This is a genomic window from Streptococcus sp. Marseille-Q8145 (assembly GCF_965112035.1).
On record NZ_CBCOPQ010000005.1, the window covers coordinates 102,759 to 120,487 of the forward strand.

General features: G+C 44.1%; 16 protein-coding genes. 14 read left to right on the top strand and 2 right to left on the bottom strand.

Annotated elements, in window-relative coordinates; genetic code table 11:
- Positions 1-5: 5 nt before the first annotated feature.
- Both ACWPVL_RS10330 and ACWPVL_RS10335 read left to right on the top strand, forming a co-directional pair.
- Positions 6-1,100 carry an ABC transporter permease gene (locus ACWPVL_RS10330; RefSeq protein ID WP_061422956.1) on the top strand — a complete coding sequence of 365 codons (1,095 nt, stop codon included), beginning with the start codon at positions 6-8 and terminating at the stop codon, positions 1,098-1,100.
- A gap of 1 nt (position 1,101) precedes the next feature.
- Positions 1,102-2,058, top strand: a complete 957-nt coding sequence (locus ACWPVL_RS10335; RefSeq protein ID WP_061911259.1) for an ABC transporter permease — start codon at positions 1,102-1,104, stop codon at positions 2,056-2,058.
- Positions 2,059-2,159: 101 nt separating this feature from the next.
- Here the strand turns inward: ACWPVL_RS10335 and ACWPVL_RS10340 are convergent, their stop codons facing one another.
- Positions 2,160-3,092, bottom strand: a complete 933-nt coding sequence (locus ACWPVL_RS10340; RefSeq protein WP_454388757.1) for a polysaccharide deacetylase family protein — start codon at positions 3,090-3,092, stop codon at positions 2,160-2,162.
- Between the two features lie 132 nt (positions 3,093-3,224).
- Here ACWPVL_RS10340 and ACWPVL_RS10345 point away from each other — a divergent pair, with 132 nt between their 5' ends.
- The 8 genes from ACWPVL_RS10345 (at position 3,225) to ACWPVL_RS10380 (ending at position 11,875) form a co-directional block, all read left to right on the top strand.
- The gene (locus ACWPVL_RS10345; RefSeq protein ID WP_454388759.1) at positions 3,225-4,511 is read left to right on the top strand and encodes a homoserine dehydrogenase; all 1,287 of its coding nucleotides are present in this window, start codon (positions 3,225-3,227) and stop codon (positions 4,509-4,511) included.
- 1 nt (position 4,512) lies between these two features.
- Positions 4,513-5,379, top strand: coding sequence for a homoserine kinase (gene thrB / locus ACWPVL_RS10350; RefSeq protein WP_454388761.1), 867 nt, complete (start codon positions 4,513-4,515; stop codon positions 5,377-5,379).
- Between the two features lie 165 nt (positions 5,380-5,544).
- Entirely contained in the window at positions 5,545-6,447 is a 903-nt protein-coding gene (gene murB / locus ACWPVL_RS10355; RefSeq protein WP_454388763.1) for a UDP-N-acetylmuramate dehydrogenase, read from the top strand.
- 203 nt (positions 6,448-6,650) lie between these two features.
- Positions 6,651-7,808 carry an ABC transporter ATP-binding protein gene (locus tag ACWPVL_RS10360; RefSeq protein WP_454388765.1) on the top strand — a complete coding sequence of 386 codons (1,158 nt, stop codon included), beginning with the start codon at positions 6,651-6,653 and terminating at the stop codon, positions 7,806-7,808.
- Positions 7,789-8,595, top strand: a complete 807-nt coding sequence (locus tag ACWPVL_RS10365) for an ABC transporter permease (RefSeq protein WP_454388767.1) — start codon at positions 7,789-7,791, stop codon at positions 8,593-8,595. Before ACWPVL_RS10360 ends, ACWPVL_RS10365 begins: the two co-directional genes overlap by 20 nt.
- Positions 8,592-9,365 carry an ABC transporter permease gene (locus tag ACWPVL_RS10370; RefSeq protein ID WP_005590157.1) on the top strand — a complete coding sequence of 258 codons (774 nt, stop codon included), beginning with the start codon at positions 8,592-8,594 and terminating at the stop codon, positions 9,363-9,365. The genes ACWPVL_RS10365 and ACWPVL_RS10370 overlap by 4 nt, the downstream gene beginning before the upstream one ends.
- Positions 9,362-10,432 (top strand): ABC transporter substrate-binding protein, encoded by a 1,071-nt coding sequence (locus ACWPVL_RS10375; RefSeq protein WP_005590161.1) that lies wholly within the window; start codon positions 9,362-9,364, stop codon positions 10,430-10,432. Before ACWPVL_RS10370 ends, ACWPVL_RS10375 begins: the two co-directional genes overlap by 4 nt.
- A gap of 291 nt (positions 10,433-10,723) precedes the next feature.
- Positions 10,724-11,875 (top strand): iron-containing alcohol dehydrogenase, encoded by a 1,152-nt coding sequence (locus ACWPVL_RS10380; protein WP_454388770.1) that lies wholly within the window; start codon positions 10,724-10,726, stop codon positions 11,873-11,875.
- A gap of 115 nt (positions 11,876-11,990) precedes the next feature.
- Here ACWPVL_RS10380 and ACWPVL_RS10385 read toward each other — a convergent pair whose 3' ends face one another.
- Positions 11,991-12,806 carry a Cof-type HAD-IIB family hydrolase gene (locus tag ACWPVL_RS10385; RefSeq protein WP_454388772.1) on the bottom strand — a complete coding sequence of 272 codons (816 nt, stop codon included), beginning with the start codon at positions 12,804-12,806 and terminating at the stop codon, positions 11,991-11,993.
- Positions 12,807-12,942: 136 nt separating this feature from the next.
- Between ACWPVL_RS10385 and proB the strand changes: the two genes are divergently transcribed.
- From proB to ACWPVL_RS10405, 4 genes are all read left to right on the top strand, one after another.
- Positions 12,943-14,052 (top strand): glutamate 5-kinase, encoded by a 1,110-nt coding sequence (gene proB / locus ACWPVL_RS10390; RefSeq protein WP_454388774.1) that lies wholly within the window; start codon positions 12,943-12,945, stop codon positions 14,050-14,052.
- A 96-nt stretch (positions 14,053-14,148) separates the two neighbouring features.
- Entirely contained in the window at positions 14,149-15,411 is a 1,263-nt protein-coding gene (locus tag ACWPVL_RS10395; RefSeq protein WP_454388776.1) for a glutamate-5-semialdehyde dehydrogenase, read from the top strand.
- 2 nt (positions 15,412-15,413) lie between these two features.
- Positions 15,414-16,214 carry a pyrroline-5-carboxylate reductase gene (gene proC / locus ACWPVL_RS10400; RefSeq protein WP_454389024.1) on the top strand — a complete coding sequence of 267 codons (801 nt, stop codon included), beginning with the start codon at positions 15,414-15,416 and terminating at the stop codon, positions 16,212-16,214.
- 236 nt (positions 16,215-16,450) lie between these two features.
- Positions 16,451-17,722, top strand: a complete 1,272-nt coding sequence (locus tag ACWPVL_RS10405; protein ID WP_454388778.1) for a DUF2130 domain-containing protein — start codon at positions 16,451-16,453, stop codon at positions 17,720-17,722.
- The last annotated feature ends 7 nt before the right edge of the window (positions 17,723-17,729 follow it).

Genomic DNA, 17,729 nt, shown 5'->3' on the forward strand with positions numbered 1-17,729 from the left:
TTCAAATGTCTAAAAAAACACAGCAGATCGCAGTTCCCTTAATCTCAGTTCTTTTAGGGATTTTATTGGGAGCGATTGTCATGGCTATCTTTGGCTATGATGCCATCTGGGGATATGAATCCCTCTTTAAAACGGCATTCGGTTCTTTGAGAAGTTTGGGTGAAATTTCTCGGGCGATGGGACCTCTAGTTCTCATTGGTCTGGGTTTTGCCGTTGCTAGTCGGGCTGGATTTTTCAATGTCGGACTTCCAGGCCAGGCCTTGGCTGGTTGGATTCTAGCTGGTTGGTTTGCCCTTTCCTTCCCTGACCTACCTCGCCCTCTGATGTTGCTAGCAACTGTAGTTATTGCAGCAGTAGCTGGTGGGATCATTGGTGCTATTCCAGGAGTTCTGCGTGCCTATTTAGGAACGAGTGAAGTCATCGTTACGATTATGATGAACTACATCGTCCTCTTCGTTGGAAATGCTTTTATCCGCAGCTTTCCAAAATCTGTGATGCAGAGTGTTGACTCTAGTAAGCGTGTTGGAGCCAATGCTATTTATCAAACAGAATGGCTGAGAAGTTTGACAGCTAACTCTCGGATGAATATTGGTATTTTCTTTGCTTTGATTGCAGTTGTGCTAATCTGGTATATGCTGAAGAAAACAACACTTGGCTTTGAAATCCGCGCTGTAGGACTGAACCCGAATGCATCTGAATACGCAGGGATGTCTTCTAAACGGACTATTATTTTGTCTATGATTATTTCTGGAGCCCTTGCAGGACTTGGAGGAGTAGTAGAAGGACTGGGTACTTATCAGAATGTCTTTGTGCAAGGAAGTTCATTGAGCGTTGGTTTCAATGGTATGGCAGTTAGTCTTTTAGCAGCAAACTCTCCAGTTGGTATCCTTTTTGCGGCTTTCCTTTTTGCAGTTCTAAGTGTCGGTGCGCCAGGTATGAACGTGGCTCAGATTCCGACAGAATTAGTCAATATCGTGACAGCTTCGATTATCTTCTTTGTCAGCGCCCATTACCTGATTGAGCGTCTGACTGGTAAGACAGTCTTTGAATTATTTAAAAACCGTAAGCAAGAAGCTGGTAAAGTGAAAGGGGGAAACTAGGATGAGTATTGTAACGATATTAGGTTTATTAGTATCATCTATGCTGATTTATGCGGCTCCCTTGATTTTTACAAGTATCGGTGGAGCTTATTCGGAGCATGCCGGAGTCGTCAATGTCGGCTTGGAAGGGATCATGGTAATGGGAGCATTTACAGGCGTTCTCTTTAACCTGACTTTCGAAAGTAGTTTTGGCAGCTTGACTCCGTGGCTTTCCTTGATTGCTGCTGGTTTAGTCGGAGTGCTCTTCTCCCTTATCCATGCTGTAGCAACTATTAACTTCCGTGCAGACCACGTTGTCAGTGGTACGGTTCTAAACTTGCTAGCACCAGCCTTGGCGGTTTTCCTTGTGAAAGCTATCTACAACAAGGGACAAACAGACAACATTCAGCGTTCATTTGGTAAATTTAATTTTCCTATTTTGTCTGATATTCCCGTCATAGGAGATATATTCTTCAAACATACAAGTCTGATGGGATATTTGGCCATCGCCTTCTCTTTCCTTGCTTGGTTTATTATGTTTAAGACAAAATTTGGATTGCGCCTTCGCTCAGTTGGAGAACATCCGCAGGCAGCAGATACACTAGGAATCAATGTTTATCTCATGCGCTATTGCGGTGTTATGATTTCTGGTTTGCTCGGCGGTATTGGCGGAGCTATCTATGCTCAGTCGATCTCCGTTAACTTTGCTGTGACAACTATCATAGGTCCAGGTTTTATCGCCTTGGCAGCTATGATTTTTGGTAAATGGAGTCCTATTGGTGCTATGTTGGCAAGTCTCTTCTTTGGAGCTTCTCAAAGTTTAGCCGTTATTGGAAATCAGTTGCCTCTTCTTTCAAAAGTGCCAACGGTTTATCTACAGATTGCGCCATACGTTTTGACGATTGTGGTTCTTGCGGCCTTCTTTGGTAAAGCTGTTGCTCCGAAAGCAGACGGTATCAATTATATCAAGTCTAAATAATTTTTTACACCAGTTCTTTGGAACTGGTGTTTTTTGTGATTGGAAAAAGCTGCTATCGGAAATAGAAAAAGCCTGCTTCGTCTGAAGCAAGCTTTCTAAGATTAATTTGTAGCGATTTCGTTTAATAAATCTTCTGCAGTAGTAGTTGGGTTCACTCGAACACGATTGAGTGAGAGCAGCCCATTAGACAGGGAAGCCAGGCCGTTATTGGTCGTCAATCCCATCTTATAGCCTAGACTTTCAGCAATCTGCAAGGTCGCATCACTATAGCGGCCAGATGGATAGGCAACAGTCGTAGTTTTCTGCGAAAGATTGTCATCTAAAAAGGCTTTAGAATCACGTAGTTCAAGGGTTTGTTGATCAGTAGTGGCAGTTGATAGATCAGGGTGGTTGACGGTATGGTCTTCAAAGGACATTCCCTTTTCCTTCATTTCTTTGATCTCATCTAGCGTCAGCATATCTTCACGGCCAGCTTGGACAAAGCCAGTAATGACATTGTTGGTTGCCTTCATCTGGTACTTTTGAAGTAGCGGGAAGGCATTGGTGTAAAAGTCTCTCAAACTATCGTCAAAGGTCAGCCAGACTACTTTTTTATTTTCAGGCAGGACATTCTCTGTCAAAGCTTTGTAAGCTTCATCTGGGGTTAAAGTATAATAACCAGCTTCTTTCAGGGCCTGCAAATGACTTTCAAAAGTAGTTGGATCTACAATCAAACCAGCATTGGCTGCCTCAGAGGGATCCATTACATGGATCGCATGGTACATCAAGATTGGGATCTTAACAGGCTCGTCTTGTTTTACCCACTTGATTTTTGAAGCTTCTTCATTTGTTGAGGTAGAGTCTGGCTTCGAGGTGGATTGCACGGTTTGGTTGCCTGCAGAGGATTGTTTGCTAGGAGAGAACTGAGTCTTCCAAAGATAAATTCCGCCTACGATTAGGACAAGGAGTAAGAAAAGATTGATAATAGAAAAAAGGAATGCCTTTTTCTTAGCTTTATGTCTCTGCATGCGTCTTCCAATGTGTTTATCTGTCATGGTATCTCCTTCTAATCTCATGAGTTTAAAATTTTTACTTACATTATAACAAATATACAAATAGATTTGTAGGCATTTCTATATATTTTTGTTATAATGTTTTTTATATAAGAAATATTCAAGGAGTTCCTCATGTCTATTAAAATTGCTTTACTTGGTTTTGGAACAGTTGCTAGTGGTGTTCCTTTCTTGTTGAAAGAAAATGGAGAAAAGATTGTTCAGGCTGCTCATTCTGAGATTGAAGTTGCTAAAGTTTTGGTCAAGGATGATGCCGAAAAAGAACGTCTTTTGGCAGCTGGAAATGATTATAACTTTGTGACCAATGTGGATGAAATCTTAAATGACGGCGAAATTGCGATCGTAGTGGAGCTGATGGGACGGATTGAACCAGCTAAAACCTTTATCACACGTGCACTTGAAGCAGGTAAGCATGTGGTAACCGCTAACAAAGACTTGCTGGCTGTTCATGGTTCTGAATTGTTAGATATTGCTAAGAAAAATGGCGTTGCTCTCTATTATGAAGCAGCTGTTGCGGGCGGTATCCCAATTTTGCGTACCTTGGTCAATTCATTGGCATCTGATAAGATTACCCGCGTTTTGGGCGTGGTCAATGGAACGTCTAACTTCATGATGACCAAGATGGTAGAAGAAGGTTGGTCTTACGAGGATGCTCTTGCAGAAGCACAACGTTTAGGATTTGCTGAAAGTGACCCGACTAACGACGTTGATGGAATTGACGCAGCCTATAAAATGGTCATCCTCAGCCAATTTGCTTTCGGTATGAATATAAAGTTTGAAGATGTCAACCACCAAGGTATTCGCAACATCACGCCTGAAGACGTCGCAGTTGCTCAAGATTTGGGCTATGTGGTGAAATTGGTCGGCTCAATTGAGGAAACGCCATCAGGAATCGCTGCGGAAGTGACACCGACTTTCTTGCCAAAAGCGCATCCGCTAGCTAGCGTAAACGGCGTAATGAATGCGGTCTTTGTCGAGTCAATCGGTATCGGAGAATCCATGTATTACGGTCCAGGTGCAGGTCAAAAACCAACTGCTACCAGTGTCGTTGCGGATATCGTCCGTATTGTCCGTCGCTTAAATGAAGGCACGATCGGCAAAGCCTTCAATGAATTTAGTCGCGAGCTTGTCTTGGCTAAGCCTGAGGATGTTAAGAGCAACTATTATTTCTCTATCTTGGCTCCAGATGCCAAGGGTCAAGTATTGCATTTGGCTGAAATCTTCAATGCTGAAGAAGTTTCCTTCAAGCAAATTCTGCAAGAAGGTACGGATGGTGAAACTGCTCGTGTAGTTATCATCACGCATGCTGTCAGCAAGACTCAGCTAGAAAATGTTGTTGCCAAGCTCCGTGAGGTACCAGAGTTCGAATTGCTCAACACCTTTAAAGTATTAGGAGAATAAGATGAAAATTATTGTACCAGCGACCAGTGCCAATATCGGGCCTGGTTTTGACTCAGTTGGTGTCGCAGTCTCCAAATATTTAGAAATTGAAGTCTTGGAAGAAAGTGAGGAGTGGGTTATTGAGCATGACCTCAATCCTCGAATTCCAACTGATAAACGTAATTTACTAATCAAGATTGCCCTGCAATTGGCTCCAGACCTTCAGCCTCATCGCTTAAAAATGACCAGCGATGTTCCTTTGGCGCGCGGTCTCGGCTCTTCTAGCTCCGTTATCGTGGCAGGGATTGAACTGGCTAATCAGTTAGCAAATCTGAACTTATCTGATCATGAAAAGTTGAAAATTGCGACAAAAATCGAAGGGCATCCGGACAATGTCGCACCAGCGATTTATGGAAATCTAGTGATTGCAAGCTCTTTCCAAAATCAAGTTTCAGCTGTCGTGTCAGATTTCCCAGAGGTCAGCTTTATCGCTTTTATTCCTGATTATGAGTTGAGAACAGTTGAAAGCCGCCGTGTCTTGCCTAATCGCCTTTCATACAAGGAAGCTGTTGCAGCAAGCTCTGTAGCCAATGTCGCTGTTGCAGCGCTCTTAAAGGGCGATATGAAAACAGCTGGTCGTGCCATTGAATCTGATCGTTTCCATGAGAGATATCGCCAACCGCTTATCAAAGAATTTTCTGACATTAAATTCTTAGCCAGAAAACAGGGCGCTTTTGCGACTTATATCTCTGGAGCTGGTCCGACTGTCATGGTTTTATCTCCGAAAGATAAGGCTGAGCAGATTTATCAGCAAATCAAGGAACAAGGCCTTGATGGACAAGTCTTCCAGTTGCAAGTCGATACTCAGGGTGTACGTGTAGAAAAATAGAAGAGAGTTTGAGGATGACGAACTTGTGGACGCAGTGTTGGTCTACAATCTTCGTTCTCCTCTTTCTTTTTGCTTTGAAAAAGAATCTTTATTTCCCTTAGTCTATCGTAAATATCATTTAATTTTGATATAATAGGGTGTAATTTGTAAAAAAGAGAGTAAGTCATGCAAAACCTAGAAAAATTTTCTGCGGAATTAGAAGGAATCGACATCCGTTTCAATGAACCTTTGAGTCAATACACTTATACGAAGGTAGGCGGAGCTGCCGATTTCTTAGTTTTTCCACGCAACCGTTATGAGTTAGCACGGGTTGTCAAGTTGGCCAATCGTGAAAACATCCCTTGGTTGGTACTTGGAAATTCAAGTAATATTATTGTTCGAGATGGCGGTATTCGAGGCTTTGTCATCATGTTTGATAAGCTAAATAATGTAGCAGTAGATGGCTATACGATTGAGGCAGAAGCAGGTGCCAATCTAACTCAGACTACTCGTATTGCCCTGCATCATAGTTTAACTGGCTTTGAATTTGCCTGTGGCATCCCGGGTAGTATTGGCGGAGCTGTCTTTATGAATGCTGGCGCTTATGGCGGAGAAATTGCTCATGTGCTTGTTTCTTGCAAGGTCTTGACACCTGAAGGAGAAATTAAGACCTTGGATGCGCGTGATATGCGATTTGGTTATCGTCATTCACTTATTCAAGAAACTGGCGACATTGTGATTTCAGCTAAGTTTGGTCTGGCACCAGGTGTCCACCAAAACATTCGTCAGGAAATGGAACGTCTGACCTATCTGCGTGAACTCAAGCAGCCTTTGGAATACCCATCATGTGGGTCTGTCTTTAAGCGTCCTCTGGGACATTTTGCTGGTCAGCTCATCAGTGAGGCCGGTTTAAAAGGCTATCGAATCGGTGGTGTAGAGGTTTCAGAAAAGCATGCTGGTTTCATGATTAATGTCGATCATGGTACAGCTAGCGATTATGAAGAGTTGATTGCTTATGTCATTAAAACAGTCGAGGAGCATTCAGGTGTCACTCTGGAACGAGAAGTTCGAATTATCGGAGAAGCATAAGAGTCCGATATGTAATTGTCTGATTGCTTTTTTAAGATTTGTCCAAGTCTTTGGGATAACTAATATCCATGTGTCATTAGTAAAGGGGGTGAAAGCCTATCGATATCGCAAGTATGCAGGGCCATAGTAGCCCTCGAGAGGTTTTTTTGGTCTGACAGAGCCAAAAATCTGTTAATACATGGAAAAGAAGGAATTTATGCCAATTGAAAAAACCAATTATTGAGTTCAAAAACGTTTCGAAGGTTTTTGAAGACAGTAACACCGTCGTTCTCAAAGATATTAACTTTGAATTAGAAGAAGGAAAATTTTATACGCTTCTTGGAGCTTCTGGCTCTGGGAAGTCAACCATCCTTAATATTATTGCAGGACTGCTAGATGCGACAACGGGAGACATCTTTTTGGATGGTGTCCGCATCAATGACATTCCTACCAATAGGCGGGATGTTCACACCGTATTTCAGTCCTACGCTCTTTTCCCGCATATGAATGTTTTTGAGAATGTGGCCTTTCCTTTGCGGTTGCGGAAGGTGGACAAAAAAGAAATTGAAGAACGGGTTGCTGAAGTTCTGAAAATGGTTCAACTGGAAGGATATGAGCGCCGTTCAATTCGGAGACTTTCAGGCGGTCAACGCCAGCGGGTAGCCATTGCCCGTGCCATCATCAATCGGCCACGGGTTGTCCTACTTGACGAGCCCCTTTCTGCGCTGGATTTGAAGTTGCGGACGGATATGCAATATGAGCTACGTGAACTCCAACAGCGTCTTGGGATCACTTTCGTCTTTGTCACCCACGACCAGGAAGAAGCCCTAGCTATGAGTGACTGGATTTTTGTCATGAATGAAGGGGAGATTGTCCAGTCAGGAACGCCAGTGGATATCTATGATGAGCCGATTAACCACTTTGTTGCGACCTTTATCGGAGAATCTAATATCCTGCCAGGTAAGATGATCGAAGACTACTTGGTCGAATTCAATGGCAAGCGTTTTGAAGCAGTTGACGGAGGCATGCGACCAAATGAACCCGTTGAAGTGGTGATCCGTCCAGAAGATTTGCGCATTACCTTGCCTGAAGAAGGAAAACTGCAGGTTAAAGTAGATACCCAGCTTTTCCGCGGGGTTCATTATGAAATCATCGCCTATGATGAACTCGGAAATGAATGGATGATTCACTCGACCCGCAAGGCCATCGTCGGAGAAGAAATCGGTCTGGACTTTGAGCCAGAAGATATCCATATCATGCGCCTCAATGAAACCGAAGAAGAATTCGATGCTCGGATTGAAGAATACGTAGAAATCGAAGAGCAAGAAGCAGGGCTGATCAATGCCATTGAGGAGGAAAGAGATGAAGAAAACAACCTCTAACCTTTTTATGCTTCCATATTTTCTTTGGATTCTGCTTTTTGTCATAGCTCCAGTGATAATGATTGTCTGGAAATCATTCTTTAATATCGAGGGGCAGTTCACTCTGGAAAACTATCGGATTTATTTCACGTCGCAGAATTTGACCTATCTGAAAATGAGCTTTAATTCGGTATTTTACGCAGGCATCATCACCTTGGTGACCTTGTTCATATCCTATCCAACCGCTTATTTTCTGACCCAGCTCAAGCATCGCCAGCTCTGGCTGATGCTGATTGTCTTACCGACTTGGATCAATCTTTTGCTTAAGGCCTATGCCTTCATCGGTATTTTTGGGCAAAACGGCTCGGTGAATGAATTTCTGACCTTTATCGGTATCGGTCCCAAGCAGATTCTTTTCACTGACTTTTCTTTTATTTTTGTTGCTAGCTACATTGAGCTGCCCTTTATGATTCTGCCGATTTTCAACGTCTTGGATGATTTGGATCCCAATCTCATCAATGCTAGCTATGACTTGGGTGCCAATCGTTGGCAGACTTTCCGCAATGTCGTCTTTCCGCTTTCAATGAATGGTGTGAGAAGTGGCGTGCAGTCCGTCTTCATTCCCAGTCTCAGCCTCTTCATGCTGACGCGTTTGATCGGTGGGAACCGTGTTATTACACTGGGAACAGCCATTGAACAGCATTTCTTGACAACGCAAAACTGGGGAATGGGCTCAACCATCGGAGTGGTTCTGATTATTGCCATGCTCTTCACCATGTGGGCAACCAAGGAAAGGAGAGAACGATGAAAAAATTTGCTAATCTCTATTTAGCGATTGTGTTTCTAATCCTTTATCTTCCGATCTTTTATTTGATTGCCTATGCTTTCAATGCTGGCGATGACATGAATAAATTTACGGGCTTTGATCTGGTTCATTTTCAAAAGTTATTTGAAGATTCGCGCTTGATTTTAATTTTGGCGCAGACGTTCTTCTTAGCCTTTCTTTCTTCCCTCATTGCCACGATTATCGGAACTTTCGGTGCTATTTATATTTACCAAGCCCGCAAAAAATATCAGGATGCCTTCCTATCCATCAATAATATCTTGATGGTGGCGCCTGACGTCATGATTGGGGCTAGCTTCCTGATTCTCTTTACCACGGCTAAATTCCAGCTGGGCTTTGTGTCTGTTTTAGCTAGTCACGTTGCCTTTTCAATTCCCATTGTTGTGTTAATGATTTTGCCACGGTTGAAAGAAATGAATGACGACATGATTAAGGCTGCTTATGATTTGGGAGCTAGTCAAGTCCAGATGCTCAAGGAAATCATGCTGCCTTATCTGACACCAGCGATCATTGCCGGCTACTTTATGGCTTTTACCTACTCACTCGATGACTTTGCTGTGACCTTCTTTGTAACAGGAAATGGCTTCTCAACTCTTTCCGTAGAAATTTATTCCCGTGCACGGCAAGGAATTTCCTTGGAAATCAATGCCCTGTCTGCTCTGGTCTTTCTCTTTAGTATCGTCTTAGTCATTGGCTATTACTTTATCACGCGTGAGAAGGAGGAAGCAGCATGAAAAAACTCTATTCGTTTCTAGCAGGGATTCTTGCGATTATCCTGATCTTGTGGGGAATTAGCTATCGGATTGAGAGTAAAGCCAATAGCAAGGGCAGTGATAAATTGGTTGTCTATAACTGGGGAGATTACATTGATCCGGAATTACTGACTGAGTTTACCAAGGAAACAGGCGTGCAGGTGCAGTACGAAACCTTCGACTCTAACGAAGCCATGTACACAAAAATTAAGCAAGGTGGTACAACCTACGATATCGCAATCCCAAGTGAGTACATGATTGCCAAAATGATGAAGGAAAACTTGGTGGAGAAATTGGACCATAGCCAGATCAAAGGCTTGGAAAATATTGGTTCAGACTTTTTGGATCAGCCATTTGATCCAGGAAACCAGTATTCCATTCCTTATTTCTGGGGAACGCTGGGAATTGTTTACAATACTAAAATGGTCGAGCACGCACCTGAGCATTGGAACGATCTCTGGAAGCCAGAATACAGAAACTCCATCATGATGATTGACGGAGCCCGTGAAGTCATGGGGATTGGTCTAAACTCGAATGGTCATAGTCTTAACTCCAAAGATGCTGACCAGCTGCAGGAGGCTGTCGATAAACTTTACACTCTGACGCCCAATATCAAAGCCATCGTTGCTGATGAGATGAAGGGCTACATGATTCAGAATAACGCGGCTATCGGTGTTACCTTCTCTGGTGAAGCTCGTCAAATGCTGGAAGCCAATGAAGATCTGCGCTATGTCGTTCCGACAGAAGCCAGCAACCTTTGGTTTGACAATATCGTTATTCCAAAAACGGTCAAAAATAAAAAAGCTGCCTATCAGTTTATCAATTTCATGCTGAGACCAGAAAATGCTTATAAAAACGCCCTTTATGTTGGCTATTCAACGCCAAACCTTCCTGCTAAGGCTATGCTACCAGAAGAAGTACAGGAAGATGAGGCCTTTTATCCAACCGAAGAAACCATGAAGCATCTGGAAGTCTATCAGCAATTAGGTCCAAAATGGCTCGGAACCTACAATGACCTCTATCTTCAAGTCAAAATGTATCGCAAGTAGCCAAAGAAGAGGCTGGGACAAAAGTCCTAGCCTCTCAATTGTCTTTGGATTATCGAGCAAGGCGCAGTGGTTGAGTGGGCTCTACTACGCTGATTTCATCAGCTTTTACAGCCTTACTCAACTGTGCGGAGGTGGGACGACGAAATCGAATTCTAACGAATTACCGATTTCTGTCCCACTCTCTTTTTTCTAATTTGACTTGTATAATTATTTGAAATGCAGTAGAGAAAGTAGTAAAATTATATTAACATATGCAATAGAGTTTTGTGCTCAATTAAGGAGGAAATCATTATGTCAGTTTTCTACGTTCCATCAGTCAATTTGATTGGTAAGGGTGTCATCAATGAATTTGGCGGTCATGTCAAAGAGCTGGGCTTTAAGAAAGCTCTCATCGTTACAGACCACTATATTGCTTCCAGTGACATTTTACCAAAAGTCATCAAGCCGCTAGAAGCAGAAGGCATTGAATATGTGGTTTTTGAAGGTGTAGACCCAAATCCTTCTTGTAAGAATGTCTACGATGGCTTAGCTACTCTTCAGGAAAATGACTGTGATTTTATCATCAGTGTCGGCGGTGGCTCTCCGCAGGATGCTGCTAGCTGTATTTCCATCATGGCGACAAATGGGGGCAAGCCGCAGGATTATGAAGGGCTCCACAAGTCTAAAGAAAAGGGTCTGCCAGTTGTAGCCATCAACACCACGGCAGGGACTTCTGCCGAAATCACTATCAACTATGTTATCACGGATGAAGAACGTAAGGTTAAGATGGTGATGGTTGATAAAAATAGCTTGGCTCTCATCTCTGTCAATGACCCAGAGCTCATGGTTTCCAAACCAGCTAATTTAACGGCAGCAACTGGGATGGATGCTTTGACCCATGCTGTTGAAGCCTTGGTAACTCCTGGTGCTTATGGCGTGACCAAGAAGTTGTCTATTGGCGCTATTGAGTTGATCAAGGAATATTTGCCACGAGCAGTTGCTAATGGCCATGATATAGAAGCGCGTGAAGCTATGGTCAATGCTATTTTCCTCGGCGGCATGTCCTTTAACAACGCAGGTCTGGGATATGTGCATTCGATGGCTCACCAGCTTGGTGCGGTCTATCATCTGCCTCATGGCGTTTGCTGTGCTATGCTCCTGCCAGTAGTTGAGCGTGAAAATGCCAAACGTGTACCAGCAGCCTTTAGAAATGTAGCTAAAGCTTTAGGCTTGCATACCGAAGGCAAGACTGATGAAGAATGTGCAGCATATGCCATTTCAGAAATCGAAACCTTGTCTGAAACGGTCGGTATTCCTAAGAAATTGACCGAGCTTGGCATTGAAGAAAAGGACTTTGACTTTGAATACCTTTCTAAGAATGCCTTGATTGATGCTTGCGCACCTGGCAATCCTTTCATGCCGACTTTGGAAGAAACCATTGCTTTATACAAAGAATTGTTTTAAGGCAAAGGAAAACAGTTCACTCTCTAAACTTAGTTGATTTATATCAAAAAAAGACAGTTGCTCTCTCTCCTACAGCTGTCTTTTTAATTTATGGAAATGGGATGATCGTACAGGATTAGTGCTCTAAAATAAACTTAGCAATAGCTGTGGCGACACCATTTTCTTCATTGCTCTCTGTTACATAGTCGGCCAAGTTTTTGACATATTGACTAGCATTCCCCATGGCAATGCCCAAGCCAGCAAATTGCAGCATTTCAATATCGTTATTCGCATCGCCCAGTGCCATGATTTCCTCAGGATTGATCTCTAAGCGTTGTGCTAGACGCTCTAGGGCAAAGGCTTTGGTAACACCTTTTGGCATCGCCTCGTAGATGACAGGCTGGGAACGGACGCCACTGAATCGTTGGCAGAGCTCTTGAGCGAACTTGGTCTCAAAATCATCTACCTGCTCAGGATTTCCTAGAAACATAGCTTGAAACATTCGATGCTGACCGCTGCAAGCTTCTTCAAGGCTGATTTCAGTAGGAGTCGTAAAGACAAGAGCTGCATCATCTGTCACAATTTTGCTGGCTTTTTCTCCCACGACGAAGTAATGCTCTTCATCAAACAAGGTTAACTGTACTTGGCTCTGCTCGGCTAAACTGTAGAGGTAGCGAATATCATCTGGATTTAATTCTTGCCAGTCAACGACCTGCCAATCGCTAGTCTGATGGATGGCGCAGCCATTGTCTACGATGACATATTCATTTTCATTCTCCAAGCCCAGCTCCTGATAGTAGGGCTTGACCCCCACGAGTGGTCTACCTGTACAGAGGACCAGTTTTACTTCAGCTTGGATAGCTTGGTGGATAGCATCAATATGAGCTTGAGGAATCTTTTTTTCCTCAGTTAGTAGGGTTCCATCCATATCAAGGGCAATTAGTTTAATCATAGTTTTTCTCCAATAGTATTTGTGAATATTATAGCATATTTTCTATTGCTAGGAGAGCAGAAATGGGGAGGATTGTTTTTTTAATTTTGCTATCCTTATGGTATAATAAGAAAATCTAGTAAGGAAAAGAGAAGCTATGAAAGCAAAGCGTATTGTATTTAAAGTTGGAACGAGCTCATTGACAAATCCTGACGGTAGCCTGTCGCGGGCAAAGGTGCGGGAAATCACGCATCAATTATCGGTCTTGCATGAAGCCGGACATGAGTTGATTTTGGTATCGTCTGGAGCCATTGCGGCAGGTTTTTCTTCTCTAGGCTTTAAAAAACGCCCCACCAAGGTAGCCGATAAACAGGCTTCGGCAGCTGTTGGTCAGGGCCTTCTCCTAGAGGAGTACACCACCAATCTGCTCTTGAAGAAGATTGTGTCTGCCCAGATCTTGCTGACACAGGATGATTTTGCGGATAAGCGGCGTTACAAAAATGCCCACCAAGCTCTGTCAGTCCTCCTTAATCGGGGTGCCATTCCCATTATCAATGAAAATGACACAGTTTCGATCGAGGAGCTAAAGGTGGGGGACAATGATACGCTCAGTGCTCAAGTGGCTGCCATGGTTCAGGCAGACCTCTTGGTGCTCTTGACAGATGTCGATGGACTCTACACGGCCAATCCCTCTACCAATCCAGATGCCCAGCGGCTTGAAAAGATTGACAAGATTAGCTCTGAGCTGATTGATATGGCTGGCGGTGCAGGAACGAGCAATGGAACTGGTGGCATGCTGACAAAGATAAAAGCAGCAACTCTTGCGACCATGTCTGGTGTACCAGTTTATATTTGTTCGTCACTTAAAAGCAATGCTTTATTGGAGGCGGCGAGCCAGACTCGAGACGGGAGCCTTTTCTTAGCGCAGGATAAGGGCTTGAAGACGCAAAAGCAGTGGCTAGCCTTCTATGCCAAGAGCCAAGGTACTATCTATGTAGATCAGGGAGCGGCACAGGCACTCCGCTACGATGGAAAAAGCCTTCTGGTATCAGGAATTGTTAGGTTAGATGGGCATTTTTCTTACCAAGATACGGTGACGGTATACGAAGAAGAGACTGGTGCGATTTTGGGAAAGGGGCGCGTGCGCTTTGGTAAACCTGCCCTCAAGGATATGCTGCGTTCTAGCAAGCCAAAAGGAGTCGTAATTCACCGTGACGATTGGATTTCTATTACTCCAGAGCTTCAACTGCTCTTTTCTGAATTTTAAGAGGAAATAGGAGTTTACTTATTTTCTTTACCCGAACTCTCCAACATCTTCGCCAATAGAAAAAAGAAATTATTGTATCTTACGAAAGGAGGCTCTATGACCTCGACACAAGAATTATTTGAAATTGTAAAAAAGTCAAAAAAATCAATCAACACGGCTACGACTGCTGAGAAAAACAAAGCGTTGGAAGAAATGGCAAAGCAGCTCTGGCTTTCTCGTGCGGATATTTTAGCAGCCAATGAACTGGATATGTCAGCGGCTAAAGGTAAAATCTCTGATGTGATGCTGGACCGCCTTTATCTAGATGAGGATCGGATTGCTGGCATGGCAGAGGGCATTCGTCAGCTGATTGACTTGGAGGATCCTGTGGGGCAAGTCTTGGAAAAGACTGAGCTTGATAACGGCCTTGTCATCAGTAAAAAGCGGGTGGCTATGGGCGTGATTGGGATTATCTACGAAAGCCGGCCCAATGTCACTTCAGACGCTGCGGCTCTGGCGCTAAAGAGTGGCAGTGCAGTCGTTCTCAGAAGCGGTAAGGATGCCTATCAGACAGCGCTAGCCATTGTCACAGCTTTGAAAAAAGGCTTGGCTCAGACCAAGATTTCGCCGGATTGTATCCAGTTGGTTTCTGATACCAGTCGGGCTTCCGCCCAGGCAATGATGAAGGCCAAGGGATATCTGGATTTGCTCATTCCTCGTGGTGGCGCGGGATTGATTCAGGCAGTCGTGGAAAATGCGACTGTGCCGGTTATCGAGACAGGTACTGGAATAGTCCATGTCTATGTAGATAAGGATGCTGATCAGGACAAGGCTTTAGCGATTATTGAGAATGCCAAGACCAGTCGCCCCTCTGTCTGCAATGCCATGGAAGTTCTACTAGTTCATCAAGAAATTGCAGCAGCATTTTTACCACGTTTGCAGAAGATGCTGGTGACTGATCGTAATGCTGCGAAAGAAAAAGCTGTTGAATTACGTTTGGATGAGAAAGCAGCTCAGTATATATCAGGCTCGCAAGCTAGACCGGAAGATTTTGACACCGAATTTTTGGACTATGTCTTAGCTGTCAAGCTGGTTTCCTCGCTGGAAGAAGCGGTGGAGCATATTGAAGCTCACAGCACTCATCACTCGGATGCCATTGTGACGGAGAATGATGCAGCGGCGGCTTACTTCACAGAGCAGGTGGATAGCGCAGCAGTTTATGTCAATGCCTCAACCCGCTTTACAGATGGCGGTCAATTTGGCCTTGGTTGCGAAATGGGGATTTCCACTCAAAAACTGCATGCCAGAGGTCCTATGGGACTAAAAGAGTTGACCAGCTATAAATATGTCATCCAAGGGACGGGTCAAGTGAGGAAATAATGATGAAAATTGGTTTTATCGGTCTGGGAAATATGGGTGGCAGTTTAGCTCGCCTAGTTGCCCAAGATGAGAGATATAGAAGCGAATTGCTACTGGCCAATCGCAGTCGTGACAAGGCTGAAAAGATTGCTGCAGAAGTTGGTGGACAACCGGTCAGTAATGAAGAAGTTTTTGCTCAGGCAGAAGTGATTTTTCTGGGTATCAAACCAGCTCAATTTGCTGACTTGCTGGCTGAATATCAGGAAGTTCTAGAAAAACGGGACTCTCTTTTGCTGGTTTCGATGGCTGCTGGTTTGTCTTTGGAGCTATTAGAAAAATTGACACCTAGCCATCATCGTTGGATTCGGATCATGCCTAATACACCAGTAGCCGTAGGCGAGGGTGTTATTAGCTATGCCTTATCCCAGCAAGCGAATCAAGCGGACGAAGACTTGTTGCGTGAGCTTCTGTCTTCGGCTGGCCTTTTGGTCAAATTAGAGGAAAAACAGTTGGATGCAGCGACAGCTCTTGCTGGTTGTGGACCAGCTTTCGTCTATCTCTTTATAGAGGCTTTGGCGGATGCTGGGGTGCGGGCAGGACTCAGTCGCGACATATCGCTTGAACTGGCCAATCAGACCCTCTTAGGCGCTGCCAAGCTAAGTCAGGTCAGCGGCCAACATCCAGCCCAGCTCAAAGATCAGGTCTGCAGTCCGGCCGGTTCGACCATCGCTGGGGTAGCCAGTCTGGAAGAAAATGCCTTTCGAGGAACGGTCATGGCTGCCGTTCAAGCTGCTTACAAGAGGACGCAGGAGTTGGGGAAATGAAGGATTTACCAGTTTTGAACCGATTTCTGACGGTTTGAAATAACAAGCTAACTTTCAGTGGACATGCTTTAGGGTAAACTAGGAAACATCTAAAAAAATTTCTATTGACCCTTCAGAAGATAATGGGGAAAGTATATTAATTCCCTCAACAAACAGCAGGCTAACGGCTTGCTGTTTTTCATTTAAAGGGAAGAATGATATAATGAAGTAGAGAAAAATCTTGAATGAGGTACCCCATGAACGAAATCAAATGCCCCAACTGCGGGGAGGTTTTTACTGTCAATGAGAGCCAGTACAGTGAGCTTTTGTCGCAGGTTCGGACTGCAGAGTTTGACAAGGAAATTCATGCTCGGATTGAGCAGGAGCTGGCTTTAGCAGAGCAAAAATCCCAGAATGCTCAACAAGCCCTGCTATCGCAGAAAGAGCAGGAAATTAGCAATCTTCAAAGTCAAATTGCTCAATTTGAGACCCAGCAGGAATTGGCAAAGAAAGAGGCTGAGCAGGCAGCTAGTCTTCAATTGCAGGAGAAGGATAAGAAAGTCCAGCAACTGGAAAATCAGCTGACAACTCTGCGCTTGGAGCATGAAAATCAATTGCAAAAGACCTTGTCTGCTCTGGAAAAAGAGCGCGACGAGGTTAAGAATCAGCTAGTTTTGCAAGAAAAGGAAGCAGCGCTGGCTCAGACCTCGCTTAAAGAGCGCTATGAGGTAGAGCTGCGGCAGAAAGATGAGACCATAGAGTTCTATAAGGATTTCAAAGCCAAGCAGTCTACTAAAATGATTGGCGAGAGTTTGGAACAGCACTGTGAGTACGAGTTTAACAAGAACCGTATGGCCATGTTTCCGCGAGCGGAGTTTGGCAAGGACAATGATGCCAGAACAGGCAGCAAGGGTGACTACATTTACCGTGAGGTGGATGAAAATGGTGTAGAAATCCTCTCTATCATGTTTGAGATGAAAAATGAAGGCGATGAGACAGCGACCAAGAAGAAAAATGAGCATTTTTTCAAAGAGCTGGATAAGGACCGGCGGGAGAAAGGCTGTGAGTATGCTATTCTGGTGACACTTCTGGAGGCTGACAGCGAACTCTACAATTCGGGTATTGTCGATGTGTCCTATGCCTATGAGAAGATGTATGTTATCCGACCACAGTTCTTCTTGCCCATGATTACCCTCTTGCGTAATGCTGCGCTCAACTCGCTCCAGTACAAGCAAGAACTGGCCTTGGTGCGGGAGCAGAACATTGATATTACGCATTTTGAGGAAGATTTGGATGCCTTTAAAGTAGCTTTCGCCAAGAACTATCAGTCTGCTTCGACCAACTTTGGCAAGGCCATCGAAGAGATTGACAAAGCTATCCGCCGGATGGAAGAAATCAAGAAATTCCTGACGACCTCTGAAAACCAGCTGCGCTTAGCAAACAACAAGCTGGACGACGTCTCTGTCAAAAAACTGACACGCAAAAATCCTACTATGAAAGCTAAGTTTGAAGCTTTGAAGGGAGACTAGGAGGCTC